Here is a 12,501-nt window from a genome sequence, read left to right as displayed (position 1 = left end):
GTGAATGCCTCAGGCCACTACGATGTGACAGCCCGCTGCCTGCAGTGCCGAGAAGGCGGGCAAGGACCGGGCACCTGCGTCGGTGACCAGCGTGCCCACGTCGGCCAGGCTGGCATAGGTCACGCGGCTGGCTTGTCCCACCTTGCTGTGGTCGGCCAGCAAGATCAGCTCCTTGGCCTGCGCGGCCATGGCGCGGGCTACGGCGGCCTCGTGGTGTTCAAAGCTGGTGGCGCCACTGTGCACGCTGATGCCCACGGGAGAGAGCAGGGCCACGTCGGCGCGGTAGCGGTGGATTTCGGCCACGGTGGTGTCGCCGTGCGTGGCCTGCACGGCAGGGTCGGTGCGGCCACCGAGCAGGATCACGTCGTTGCGCGTGTTGCGCCCGGCGTCGGCCGCAGCGAGCTTGAGCGCCACGTTCAGCCCATTGGTAATGATGGTCATGCCCGACAGGCTGGACAACGCTTCGGCCAGCAGGGTGGTGGTGCTGCCCGCATCAATGAACAGCGTTTGCCCCGGCTGCAGCAGCTGCAGGGCGGCGCGGGCGATGGCGCGCTTTTCACGCGCGCTCACGGCCTGGCGCACGGCCAGCGGGGGTTCGGGCTCTGGCCCCTGGGCCACCACACCCCCGTGCACGCGCCGCAGAATGCCCTGCGACTCCAGCGCGAGGATGTCGCGGCGCACGGTCTCGCGCGACACATCCAGGTCTTGCGCAATGCGCTCCGTGCTCACCCGCGAGAGCGTGGACAGCAGGGTGCGGATGCGGAGGAAACGTTCTTCTTGCAGCATGGTGGCGATGTTAGGCGGGCTTGGAACCTGGTTTTCGGCGCTGCGTGCCAAAGTGCAGCAGCAGCGCCAGCGACCCCACCACCGCCATGATGCAGGTGGAGAACGCTGCCGCCTGCGAAGTCAGCCCCGCTTCATCCAGCCGCATCACCGTCACCGCCCCCATGGGCAGCGAGGGCGTGATGAGGAAGATGACCGCCGACAGCGTGACCATGGAGCGCATGAACAAGAACACCAGCACCGCCAGCAACGTAGGCAGCAGCGCGGGCAGGTACACATCGCGCAGCACGCGGGCGGTGCTGCCGCCCAGCACGGTGGTGGCGTCTTCCAGCGTGGTGGGCACGTTGCGCATGCCGGTCATCATGGTCATGAAACCCTGCGTGTGGTAGTGGTAGTAGTTGCACAGCGCCAGCAAGATGGCCGTGCCATACAGCATGCCCCAGGGCCAGGTGGCGGTGTTGAAGGTGAACACATAGGCCAGCCCCAGCACCAGCCCGGGCACGCCCACCGGCAGGGCCGACAGCGCCGTGGCCGCCTGCGCCAGCCGCCCCGGCAGGCGGCGGATGCCAAAGCACAGCACAAACAGCATCGCCGTGCCCACGCTGGCGGCGAGGGCCGACACCCACACCGAGGTCCACAGCGGCGCATAGCCCCCCGCAATGGTGATGTCGTAGTGCTTGAGCGTGAGGTCCAGCCGGTAGGGCCACAGCCGGATGAAGCTAGCCACCACCACCGTGAGCACCAGGGCCACGATGCTGCCCGCAATGCCCATGCAGGCCAAGAAGAACGCGATGTCGCGACCCGTGCGGCGGGTGGGCGTGGGCGGCAGGGCCGATTCGGCCCCTGCCCCGGCGCGCTGTGCGGCCATGCGTTCGATGAACACCGACAACGCGGCGGGCGCCAGCAGCAGCATGCCCACCACCGCGCCCATGCCGAACTTCATCTGCCCGCTGACCTGGTTGTAGATCTCGGTGGCCAGCACGGCAAAGTTGCCGCCAATGACCACGGCGTTGCCAAAGTCGGTGATGGTGATGGTGAACACCACAAACCCCGCGCTCAGCAGGCCGTAGCGGGCCTGCGGCAGCGTGATATCGCAAAATTGCCGCCACGGGGTGGCGCCCAGCACCTCGGCGGCGTCGTATTGCCGGGCATCGCCCTGGCGCAGTGCGGTGCGCACAATGAGCACGGCCTGCGGCAGTGCATAGAGCACGTCCGCAATCAACAGGCCCCAGAAGCCGTAGATCTCGGGCCGCACGCCCAGCATCTTGCCCACAATGCCGTTGCGCCCCAGCAGGAAGATCAGGCCCAACCCCAGCACCAGCGAGGGCGCCAGCATGGGCAGCGCCAGCGCCCCGGCCACAAAGCGGCGGCCCGGCATGCCGGTGCGCTCCAGGCCAAACGCCGCCACAAAGGCCAGCACCAGCGTGACGGCTGTGGTCACCGCGCCCAGCAGCAGGCTGTTGGCCAGAGCACGCCACACGCCGGGGGTGTCGAGCAGCGCGGCGTAGTTGCCCCAGCCGATGCCGCCCGTGTCCTGCACCAGGCTGCGCCAGGCAATGGTCAGCATGGGCACGCCAAAGAACAGCACCAGCGCGGCCAGCGGCAGCAGCAGGCAGGCACGCAGCAGCCAGCGCTCGCTGGCATACATGGGCGGCAGGTGGGGTGTTGGGGTTGAAGGGGCGGCGGTGCTCATGCGTGCACCCAGGCGCAGTCGGGTGCGCTCACCGACACGTCCACGCTCTGCCCCACCTCCCAGGTGCTGGCGCTGCTGGATTCGGCCAGCAAATCCAGCCCGTTCCAGTGCAGTTGCACGCGCTGGATGTTGCCCAGGAAGGTGGTGCCCGTGACGCGGCCCGTGCCCTGCGCGCTGGCTTGCAGTTGCAGCCGCTCGGGGCGGATGCACAGCAGGGCCGATTCGGGCGCCATGCCTTCTGGGGCCCCGCCCAACGCGGGCTGCAGCAGCCGGGCCTGGGCGGGTGGCAGCAGGTTGCTGTGCCCCATGAAGTTGGCCACAAAGCGGGTGCGCGGCGCCAGGTACAACTCGCGCGGCGAGCCCGCTTGGGCAATGCGCCCGCCCTGCATGCAGACGATGCGGTCGGCCATGGCCAGGGCTTCTTCCTGGTCGTGCGTGACCATGATGGTGGGGATGCCCAGGCGGCGCTGCACCTCGCGCAGCTCTTGGCGCAGGTCGGCGCGCACGCGCGCATCCAGCGCCGACAGGGGCTCGTCGAGCAGCAGCAGCGAAGGGTTCACCGCCAGTGCCCGCGCAATGGCCACGCGCTGCTGCTGGCCGCCCGACAGTTGCGCCGGGTAGCGCCTGCCATAGTCGGCCAGCTTCACCATGTCCAGCAGCTCGGCCGTGCGCGCCTGCACCACGTCGGGCGGCGTGCGGCGGATGGCCAGGCCGTAGCCCACGTTCTGCGCCACTGTCATGTGCGGGAACAGCGAGTACGACTGGAACACGATGCCAAAGCCCCGGTCGCGCGCCGGCAGCGTGGCCAGGTCACGGCCGCCCAGCGTGATGCGGCCGCCATCGGCAGGCAGCAGCCCCGCGATGATGCGCAGCAGCGTGGTCTTGCCGCAGCCGCTGGGGCCCAGCAGGCACACGAACTCCGAGGCGCCCACGGCGAGGTGGATGCGTTCGAGCGCGACCTGGCCGTCAAAGCTCTTGTGCAGGTCGGTGATCTGCAGGGACATGGTGCAAGGCCCTTGGATAGTGCGGTTCAGCAATGAGGTTCAGCGGCCGATGGTCTTTTGCCAGGCGCTCAGGATCGCGTCGCGTTCCTTGGCGGACTTGGCAAAGTCCATGGGGTAGAGCACCTTGGAGAGGTCGGCGGGCAGGCCTGCCGCTGCAGCCGCCTTGGATTGCGGCACGCCGGGCACGGTCACGATTTCTTTGTACTTGGTGTAGAGCTGCGCTGCGCCAGGAGACAGCGTCCAGTCCAGAAAACGCTTGGCGTCGGCCTTGTTCTTGGAGCTGGCCATCAGGCCCGAGGCTTCCAGCTCATAGCCCGCGCCGTCGGTGGGGATCACCATCTTGACCGGGTAGCCCTCGTCCACCGACTGCATGGCCGCAAACGCCAGCGAGGTGCCAATCGCAAACTCACCCGCCCGCGCGGCCTTGCAGGGGCGCGAGCCTGACTTGATGTACTGCGCCACGTTGCCGTCCATGGTCTTGATGAGCTTCCAGCCCTCGTCATTGCCGCGCGACTGGATCAGCGCAGCAATCTGCAGGTAGCCCGTGCCCGAGGACACCGGATTGGGCATGACGACCTCGCCTTTGTAGACGGGGTTGGTAAGGTCCTTCCACGACGTGGGCATGGGCAGCTTCTTGGCTTTGAGCACCTCGGTGTTCACACAGAACGCCGCCATGTAGCCGGTGGTGGTGAACCATTTGCCATCGGCGGCCTTGTCCTTGGCGGCCAGCTTGTCGCCGCCCTTGGGGCTGTAGGGCTCCAGCAGGGCGGTGATGCGCGGGTCCAGCGTGTTGGTCAGCGCCCAGCCCCAGATCACGTCGTGCTGCGGGTTGGCGGCTTCGGCCAGGATGCGCGCGCCCAGGTCACCGGTGGACAGGCGCAGCACCTTCACATCCACATCGGGCAGGTCTCTCTTGGCCGCCGCCAGATATTCCTTGATCTCGTCTTCTTCGAGCGCGGTGTAGGCCGTGACGGTGCCCGCCTGGGCGGCGGTCAGCCCGCAGGCCAAGGCGCCCAACACGGGCAGCCGGCGCAGAGCGGCAAAGAGGGAGGAGCTAGTGCGCATGAATTTCTCCAGAACGGTGTGTTGCCAAAAAACAGTGCGGGGTCGCCGCAGGCCAGGGAATTTGTTCACCAAACTTGTGCGTTTTATTGCACTTGTGCAAATTATTGTTTTTGCACGAAAATACACAAGCACTAAATATGCCAACCCGTTCATGCCGAGCGGTAGGCCCTTCTTCATTGCCCAAACACAGCCCGGACCTCTTCCCTTGCACATTCCCATGAACACCTTGCCGACCCCCGTTTCCCCCTTCCTAGCCCTGGCGCACGCCCTGGCCGATGCGGCCCGCGTCCACTCGCTGCGGTACTTCCGCACCCCGCTGGATGTGCTGACCAAATCGGACGAGAGCCCGGTCACCATTGCCGACCGCGAGGCCGAAGCTGCGATGCGCGCGGTGCTGCAGGCGCAGGCACCCACGCACGGCATCCTGGGCGAGGAGCATGGCCGCGAGCGGCTGGACGCCGAGTACGTGTGGGTGATCGACCCCATCGACGGCACCAAGAGCTTCATCACTGGATCGCCGCTGTGGGGCACGCTGGTGGCCCTGCTGCACCAGGGCCAGCCCGTGCTGGGGCTCATGGATTTGCCGGTGCTGGGTGAGCGCTGGACGGGGCTGGCAGGCCAGCTGACGCTGTGCAATGGCCAGCCCGTGCGGGCCAGCGGGTGCGAGCAACTGGCGCAGGCCCGCATCTACACCACGTCGCCGGACGCCTTTGGTGCGGCCGACTGGCAGCGTTTTGACGCGCTGAGCCGCCAGTGCGCGCTGCGCCGGTTTGGCGGCGACTGCTATGCCTATGCCCAGCTGGCGGGGGGGCATGTGGACCTGGTGGTGGAGGCAGGGCTGCAGCCGTACGACTACCTATCGCTGGTCTGCCTGGTCGAGGGCGCGGGCGGGCGCATTACCGACTGGCAGGGCCACGCGCTCACGGTGGCATCGGATGGGCGGGTGGTAGCCGCTGTCACGCCGCAGTTGCATGCCCAGGCGCTGGCCCTGCTGGCTGACCGGGTCGACCGGGCCACGGCGTAGCCGAATGCGGTGGCGCCTACACTCGGCGCACCATGTTCCGCTGGCTCCTCGTCATTCTCCTGGCCCTGATGTTCATCAGCTGGCTCACGCCGCTGCTGCGCCGCCTGGGCTTTGGGCGCCTGCCGGGGGACTTCCGGTTCCGCTGGCTGGGGCGCGATTGGGATGTGCCGCTGGCGTCCACGCTGCTGCTGAGCTTTGTGGTCAGCCTGATCACCAAGCTGTTGTAGGGCAGCCATCACCGCGGCCGCTGCGCCTGCTAGCCCGCTGTCTGCAGCGCGTCCAGAAACGCCTTGCGCCACCAGTGCACGTCGTGCTCGCGGATGCGCGCCATGAGCTTCTGGTGACGCGCCTGCCGTTCAGTCAGCGGCATCTGCAGCGCCTGCTGGATGCTGTCGGCCATGCCTTGGGGGTCGTAGGGGTTCACCAGCAGCGCTTCTTTCAACTGTTCTGCTGCACCTGCAAACCGTGACAGCACCAGCACGCCGGGGTTGTCCGGGTCTTGCGCCACCACGTATTCCTTGGCCACCAGGTTCATGCCATCGCGCAGTGGCGTGACCAGGCCCACAGCAGCGGCGCGGCACAGACCCGGCACACGTTTGCGCGCCACCATGCGGTGGATGTAGCGCACGGGCATCCAGTCCAGTTCGCCGTAGTCGCCATTGACCGAGCCGCACAGGCCCTCCAGTTCCTGGCGCAGGTCGGCATAGGCGTGCACGTCGTCGCGGCTGGGTGAGGCGATCATGATCATCGTCGCACTGTCGCGGTTTTCGGGGTAACGATCCAGCAGCTCTCGGAATGCGCGCACGCGGTGTGGGATGCCCTTGGAGTAGTCGAGCCGGTCAATGCCCAGCAGCAGGCGCCTGCGCGAATACTCGTCGCGCATGTTCTCGTAGGTCTCCACCGCGTCGGGGGCGTGTGTGAGGCGCGTGAATTCGTCCACGTCGATGCCGATGGGAAAGGACTGCACCACCACGGTAGACCCAAAGGCGCGCACGCGCTTTTCGTCCACCGCTTCGGCGCTGCCCTCGTTGCGAACATAGCGCGTGAAATGCGACACGTCGGCCTCGCTCTGCAGGCCCACCAGGTCGTAGGCGAACAAAGAGCGCATCAGCCACTCGTGCTGCGGAATGGCCGCCATGATTAGCGGCGGCGGCATGGGAATGTGCAGAAAGAACCCGATGCGCTGCTTGCAGCCCATGGCACGCAGCTCGGCGGCGAGGGGAATGAGGTGGTAGTCGTGCACCCAGATCACGTCGTCGTCGCGCAGCAGGGGCAGCAGCTTGCGCGCAAACATCTGGTTCACACGCCGGTAGCCTGTGATGTAGCGGGCGTTGAAGTCGGCCAGGTCCAGCCGGTAATGGAACACCGGCCACAGCACGCTGTTGCTGTAGCCGTGGTAGTAGCTGTCATGGTCTTCGCGGCACAGGTCCACGGTGGCCAGGGTGACGGCGCCGGCCTGGCGGGTGTGCAGTTCGCTCTCGCCGGGTGTGCCGTCTTCGACCACGGTGCCGCTCCAGCCAAACCAGAGTCCTCCGGTCTGGTTCAGGGCTTCGCCCAGGGCTACAGCAAGGCCACCGGCGGCGGGCTTGCGCGGATCGGCAAGGCGGTTGGAGATGACGACAAGACGGCTCATGGGGGCAATCATCCGTGCTGACCGCCCCCGGCCGGTGTCGGACAGCGCCTCAAATCACGCTGTCCCAGGGCGCTGACAGGCGCACGGCGGCATTGATCACACCCACCATCGAATAGGTCTGCGGGAAGTTGCCCCACATCTCGCGGGTTTCGGGGTGGGTGTCTTCGGACAGCAGGCCCAGCGGGTTGCGTGCGGCCAGCATGGTCTCGAAGATGGCCCGTGCCTCGGCCTTGCGGCCAATGCGCGCCAGCGCGTCGATGCGCCAGAAGGTGCAGATGTTGAAGGCCGTTTCGGGCTTGCCAAAGTCGTCGGCCGCCTCGTAGCGGCGCATGTAGGGCCCATCGCACAGACTCTTTTCCATGGCCTCCACGGTGCTCATAAAGCGTGGGTCCTTGGGGTCGATCAGGCCCACCTCGGCCATCAGCAGCACGCTGGCATCCAGCTCATGCCCGCCAAAGCTCTCGGCAAACGCCTGGCGTTCTTCGCACCACGACTTGTCGAGGATCTCGGCGCGCATGCGGTCGGCATGTTGCTGCCAGTGGCTGGCACGGTCGGCCAGCTGCAGCGTGGCGGCGATCTTGGCCAGCCGGTCGCAGGCGGCCCAGCTCATCAGTGCGGACGAGGTGTGCACCCGGGCGCGCGTGCGCAGCTCCCACATGCCGGCATCGGGCTGACCGTACACACGCACTGCGTTGTCGCCCACCTGTTCCAGCCGCTTGAATTCGGCCAGGCCCGCGCGGTGCAGCAGGCGGTGGTCATGAAAGGCCTGGGCCGCGCCCAGCACGATGTTGCCGTACACGTCGTGCTGAAAATGCTCGGCCGCTTGGTTGCCCACGCGCACCGGGCCCATGCCCCGGTAGCCCGCCAGCTGGGGCACAAAACTTTCGGGCAGGTCTTTCTCCAGCCCGATGCCATACAGCGGCTGGATGTGGCCGTCGCCGCCTTCGATCACCACATTGCTCAGCCAGCGCAGGTAGTCCTCCATGGTGCCCACCTCGGAGATGCTGTTGAGTGCGCGCACCACAAAAAAAGCATCGCGCAGCCAGCAGTAGCGGTAGTCCCAGTTGCGGCCGCTGTGGGCCGACTCAGGGATGCTGGTGGTCATGGCGGCCACGATGGCACCGGTTTCTTCGTACAGCGACAGTTTGAGCGTGATGGCCGCACGGATCACCGCGTCCTGCCATTCCAGTGGAATGGCCAGGGCGCGGCTCCAGCTGCGCCAGTAGGCCGTGGTCTCCTGTTCAAAGCGGCGGGCGGTGTCGGCAATACCGTCCACCAGCGTCTCGTCGGCGCCCAGCAGAAAGTTGTGTTCGCGCGTGAGCACAAACGCCTGGCCCGACAGCACATGCGACACCGGTGCATCGGTGGACAGGCGCAGCGTCATGCTCTCGCCCACGTAGCGGATGTGGTTGCTGCCGCGCGTGATCTCGGGGGTGGTCTGGCCCCAGTCGTAGCGCACCTTGAGCGCCACCCGGATGCGCGGCGACCCCTGGATGGGGCGTACCCGGCGTACCAGCGTCATGGGCCGGAAGTAGCGTGACCGGCTGTAAAAGCGTGGCGCAAAGTCGGTGATCTCGATGCCGTGGCCCGCCTTGTCGAACAACTGCGTGCGCAGGATGGCGGTGTTCGGTTCGTACCACTGGTGGGCCGATGCCAGGTCTTCCAGTTCGATCGCAAAGTGGCTGCCCTCATCCCCGGGCTGCAGCAGGGCGTTGAACACCGGGTCGCCATCAAAGCGCGGCAGGCAGCACCACACCATGCGGGCGTGATCGTCGATCAACGCGCTGATGGCGCAGTTGCCGATCATCCCGAGGTTGAGCGAGCCCGTCTGGGGGTGTGTGGCGGCTGTGTTCATCGTTCGCGCTCCAGCGTTGTGCGTGCAGACGACAACCAGCCCCGCAGTGCGGCCGATGTCATGCAGCGGTGTTGTGCCATGGTGGGCCCTTCGCCCACCTTGATGCCCCAGCCGCCGAGCGTCTGCACAGCGGCAAAGCCGGCCTCGTCGGTGACGTCATCGCCCACAAAGACCGGCGTGCGGCCCACAAAGGGTGGCTGCGTCATGAAGTCGACGATGGCCTGGCCTTTGTGAACGCCACGGGGTTTCACTTCAAAGACGCATTTGCCACGCAGCAGTTCCACACCTTCCGCTTCGCGCATGGCCCGCACCAGCGTGTCGTGGCACAGGGATTCGAGGTGGGGCGCTTGGCGATAGTGCAGGGCCACGCTCACACGCTTGGTCTCCACCAGCAGGCAGGGGTGCCGTGCTGCAAGGTCTTGGGCGGCCTGTAACACGGGCTCCAGGGCGGGTGGTTCGGTGGCGGGAACGGAAGTCTCACCCAGGCGGTAATGGGCCCCATGTTCGCTCGCCAGCGGCAGGCGCAGTGGCGCCAGAAATCCGTCGATGTCGGCCTCGGGCCTGCCAGTCACGATGGCCAGCGCGCCGCCCAGCTGGGTATGCAGCGATGACAGCGTGGGAATCAGCCCCGACGCGATGCGCACCGCCTCGGGGCGCGGTGCCAGCTCGGTGAGCGTGCCATCGAAGTCGAGAAAAAGCGCATGGGCAGTTGTCAGTGTGGGGAGCAGCTGCATGCACGAAACCATAGCAGACGCTGCAATGCAGATATGGCGACCAGGGGGATTCTGGGCTGGTAAACGCGCGCAAGGTTTGCGACCTCTTGAAACGGAGAGCCAGTGCCGCAATGTGTTCAGAGACCCCAATGCCCCCGCCACGCCATGACCGAAGCCCTGCACATCGTCTGCCCCCATTGCCACACCACCAACCGCGTGCAGAGCGCCCACCTGGGCAGCGCGCCCGACTGTGGCCAATGCCATCAGCCCCTGTTTGCTGGGGCGCCGCTGGAGCTGGATGCCACCAGCTTTGACAAGCATGTGGCGCGCAGCCACATCCCGGTGCTGGTGGATTTTTGGGCCCCGTGGTGCGGTCCCTGCCGCCAGATGGCGCCCGCCTTTGCGCAGGCTGCCCGTGAGCTGGAACCCCGCGTGCGCCTTGCCAAGCTCAACACCGAAGACCAGCAGGCCATTGCGGCGCGCTATGCCATCCGCAGCATTCCGACCATGATCCTGTTCCAGCAAGGGCGTGAGGTAGCGCGCATTTCGGGCGCGCTGGGGGCGGCAGACATCGTGCGCTGGGTGCGTACGGCCGGTGGTTGAAGAGACTATCGCTTCAACGGATCAACGGACTCCGAACGCGCGGTCCAGCGACACGTTGCCTGCACCGCGCCCCACCAGGTACAGCATCAGCCCCGCCCATGACAGGTGGGTGGGCCAGGCGTTCGGGTAGACAAACAGCTGAATCGTCAGCGTCATGCCCAGCAGCGCCAGGGCCGACAGGCGTGTGAACAGGCCCAGCACCAGCAGCACCGGAAACAGGTGCTCGGCCACGGTGGCCATCTGCGCCGCCAGCTCGGGCGGCAGCACGGGCAGTTTGTACTCGTCGCGGAACAGTGTGTAGGCGCTGTCGGAGATGGTGAACCAGCCCTCGACCTTGGTGCGGGCCGACAGCCAGAAGATGCCTGCAATGGCCACGCGGTTGACCAGTGCCAGCAGGCTGTGCGGTGTGAGCCAGGTGGCCGCATCGGCCAGGCGCGCCCATAGCATGCGCGGGCCTGTGGCTGGGGGCGTGGGGAAGTGGGTGGCCGGGGTGTTGGGGATGTGCATGGTGGGCTCCTCAGCCGGTGTGGGTGGTGTGTGGGTTGGTGATCGTCAAGGCGCCCGCGTCGAGCAGGCTGGTCATCAGGGTGGCAAAGTCGGTCGCCGGCTCGGCCACCAGGGCGCGGGTGGCGGCAGTCTCCAGTGGCAGGCCTTGGGCGCACGCGTCCAGAAGCGCCACGCCGGCGCGGGACAGGGGCCGCCATATCACGTCCGCATGGGGCCGGGTGAGCAGTGCGCCGTCGCCGTGCCAGTCCAAGGCCTCGGGCAGGGCCAGGCCTTCGCGGTGGTGGTGCCACAGCGCATAGGCGGGAAAGTCTTCGCACCAGGCCCAGCGTGCGGCGGGGTGCGGCTGCAGTGACGCGTGGGGCACGGTGCCAGGGGCCTGCTGTGCCAGCCAGTGGCGGTCCACGGCGGCGACGTCTGCCGCCAGATGGCATGCGGTCCAGCAGCGGTCCAGGTGCGCCACGGCGCTCAGGTAGGGCAGTTCGGCCGCCGGTGCAAAACCGGCCAGAAAGTTGTCAAACCCGGCGCCATAGTCCACCAGCAAGCCGTCACGCGGCGGCTGCGCGCGGGCAAACACCGCCGCAGCGGCGCGGAACCAGTCTTCGCCCACCAGCTGGCACACCGTGGGGTAATTGGCCTGCAGCGCATCGATGCAGCCCTTGAGCACGGTGTTGCGGTACACGGCAAAACCGGGCTGAGCTTCCAATGCGGACAGCCACGGTGCATCTGCAGCATGGCCGAGCAGAGCGGCAGAGAAGCCGTCCTGAAAGGTGCTCAGCGGCATGCAACCTCCCGGTGCTGTGCATGGGTGAGCGCGCGGTGGGCCTGCTCCCGCTCGGCCAGCAGTTCATTGAAGGTAGGCAACTGGTCGTCGCGTTCGATCAGGGTGGGTACGGGGCCGGTGCGCGCCATCACCTGCTCGTACAGCGCCCACACCGCTGGAGCGATGGGCGCATCGTGGCTATCGATCAGCAGAGCATTGCCATGCACCGGGTCGGCATGGTGGCCTGCCAGGTGGATCTCTGCCACGGCGTGCAGGGGGAAAGCTTCGAGGTAGGCTTGCGCGCTAAATCCCAGGTTGTTGGCGCTGATGTACACGTTGTTCACGTCCAGCAGCAGCGTGCAGCCGGTGCGCCGCACCAGCTCGGCCAGAAAATCGGTTTCCGCCCAGTCGTGGCCGTCGATGTGCAGGTAATGCGTGGGGTTCTCGATGGTGATGGGTCGCTGCAGCACATCCTGCGTTCGGGCGATGTTGCCGGCGATGCGGTGCAGTGCCGCGTGCGTGCATGGAAACGGCAACAGGTCGGGCAGGTATTGCCCGCGCCAGGTGGACCAAGCCAGGTGCTCCGAAATGATGGCGGGCTCTATCCGTCTTGCGAGGGCCGCAAGCCGTGCCAGGTGGGCCTCATCAGGTGGTGCATCGGCCGCAAGCGATAGTGACACGCCATGCAGTGCCACTGGGTGGCACGCACGGATGGCCTCCAGCCAGGCCAGGCGCGGGCCGCCGTCGGCCAGGTAGTTCTCGGGGTGCACCTCCCACCACAGGCCGGGGGCAGTGCACCGCAGCGCCTCGTCGTAGTGCTGGGGCTTGAGACCCAGGCCGGCGGTGAGAGGGGATGCCATG

At 67.0% G+C, this 12,501-nt stretch carries 13 protein-coding genes; 3 read left to right on the top strand and 10 right to left on the bottom strand.

The genetic code is table 11. The annotated features are described in order from the left end of the window. Window positions 1-9: 9 nt before the first annotated feature. From ACTJKQ_RS01690 to ACTJKQ_RS01675, 4 genes are read right to left on the bottom strand one after another with little or no spacing between them, the layout of a single operon-like run. Window positions 10-786 carry a DeoR/GlpR family DNA-binding transcription regulator gene (locus ACTJKQ_RS01690; RefSeq protein WP_440595803.1) on the bottom strand — a complete coding sequence of 259 codons (777 nt, stop codon included), beginning with the start codon at window positions 784-786 and terminating at the stop codon, window positions 10-12. A 10-nt stretch (window positions 787-796) separates the two neighbouring features. After that, window positions 797-2,476, bottom strand: a complete 1,680-nt coding sequence (locus tag ACTJKQ_RS01685) for an ABC transporter permease subunit (protein WP_440595802.1) — start codon at window positions 2,474-2,476, stop codon at window positions 797-799. Beyond that, window positions 2,473-3,480, bottom strand: a complete 1,008-nt coding sequence (locus ACTJKQ_RS01680; protein ID WP_440595801.1) for an ABC transporter ATP-binding protein — start codon at window positions 3,478-3,480, stop codon at window positions 2,473-2,475. Before ACTJKQ_RS01680 ends, ACTJKQ_RS01685 begins: the two co-directional genes overlap by 4 nt. A 39-nt stretch (window positions 3,481-3,519) precedes the next feature. Further along, on the bottom strand, window positions 3,520-4,545 hold the full coding sequence (locus ACTJKQ_RS01675; RefSeq protein ID WP_440595800.1) for an ABC transporter substrate-binding protein: 1,026 nt from the start codon (window positions 4,543-4,545) through the stop codon (window positions 3,520-3,522). Between the two features lie 217 nt (window positions 4,546-4,762). Between ACTJKQ_RS01675 and hisN the strand changes: the two genes are divergently transcribed. Together hisN and ACTJKQ_RS01665 are read left to right on the top strand one after the other, a co-directional pair. Beyond that, on the top strand, window positions 4,763-5,569 hold the full coding sequence (gene hisN / locus ACTJKQ_RS01670; protein ID WP_440595799.1) for a histidinol-phosphatase: 807 nt from the start codon (window positions 4,763-4,765) through the stop codon (window positions 5,567-5,569). A 32-nt stretch (window positions 5,570-5,601) separates the two neighbouring features. Further along, entirely contained in the window at window positions 5,602-5,796 is a 195-nt protein-coding gene (locus ACTJKQ_RS01665; protein WP_055396419.1) for a DUF2905 domain-containing protein, read from the top strand. Window positions 5,797-5,825: 29 nt separating this feature from the next. Here ACTJKQ_RS01665 and otsA read toward each other — a convergent pair whose 3' ends face one another. The 3 genes from otsA to otsB are packed head-to-tail and all read right to left on the bottom strand — an operon-like array spanning window position 5,826 to window position 9,791. Continuing rightward, complete coding sequence (otsA, locus tag ACTJKQ_RS01660; RefSeq protein ID WP_440595798.1) at window positions 5,826-7,202, bottom strand: alpha,alpha-trehalose-phosphate synthase (UDP-forming); 1,377 nt, start codon at window positions 7,200-7,202, stop codon at window positions 5,826-5,828. A 49-nt stretch (window positions 7,203-7,251) separates the two neighbouring features. Then, window positions 7,252-9,057 carry a glycoside hydrolase family 15 protein gene (locus ACTJKQ_RS01655; protein WP_121941882.1) on the bottom strand — a complete coding sequence of 602 codons (1,806 nt, stop codon included), beginning with the start codon at window positions 9,055-9,057 and terminating at the stop codon, window positions 7,252-7,254. Beyond that, on the bottom strand, window positions 9,054-9,791 hold the full coding sequence (gene otsB, locus ACTJKQ_RS01650; protein WP_440595797.1) for a trehalose-phosphatase: 738 nt from the start codon (window positions 9,789-9,791) through the stop codon (window positions 9,054-9,056). The genes ACTJKQ_RS01655 and otsB overlap by 4 nt, the downstream gene beginning before the upstream one ends. A gap of 144 nt (window positions 9,792-9,935) precedes the next feature. Between otsB and trxC the strand changes: the two genes are divergently transcribed. Continuing rightward, window positions 9,936-10,373 (top strand): thioredoxin TrxC, encoded by a 438-nt coding sequence (trxC, locus tag ACTJKQ_RS01645; protein WP_440595796.1) that lies wholly within the window; start codon window positions 9,936-9,938, stop codon window positions 10,371-10,373. A gap of 21 nt (window positions 10,374-10,394) precedes the next feature. On the opposite strand, the gene ACTJKQ_RS01640 is transcribed toward trxC, so the two are convergent. From ACTJKQ_RS01640 to bufB, 3 genes are all read right to left on the bottom strand, one after another. Continuing rightward, window positions 10,395-10,820, bottom strand: a complete 426-nt coding sequence (locus tag ACTJKQ_RS01640) for a DoxX family protein (protein WP_440595930.1) — start codon at window positions 10,818-10,820, stop codon at window positions 10,395-10,397. A 70-nt stretch (window positions 10,821-10,890) separates the two neighbouring features. Next, window positions 10,891-11,661, bottom strand: coding sequence for an HvfC/BufC family peptide modification chaperone (locus ACTJKQ_RS01635; protein ID WP_440595795.1), 771 nt, complete (start codon window positions 11,659-11,661; stop codon window positions 10,891-10,893). After that, window positions 11,652-12,500 (bottom strand): MNIO family bufferin maturase, encoded by an 849-nt coding sequence (bufB, locus tag ACTJKQ_RS01630; RefSeq protein WP_440595794.1) that lies wholly within the window; start codon window positions 12,498-12,500, stop codon window positions 11,652-11,654. Before bufB ends, ACTJKQ_RS01635 begins: the two co-directional genes overlap by 10 nt. Window position 12,501: the final 1 nt, after the last annotated feature.

The organism is Acidovorax sp. 22279 (assembly GCF_052045435.1).
Lineage (GTDB): Bacteria > Pseudomonadota > Gammaproteobacteria > Burkholderiales > Burkholderiaceae_C > Acidovorax > Acidovorax delafieldii.
The sequence above is the reverse complement of the archived record's forward strand: the minus strand, read 5'-3'. Positions and strand labels throughout refer to the sequence as shown.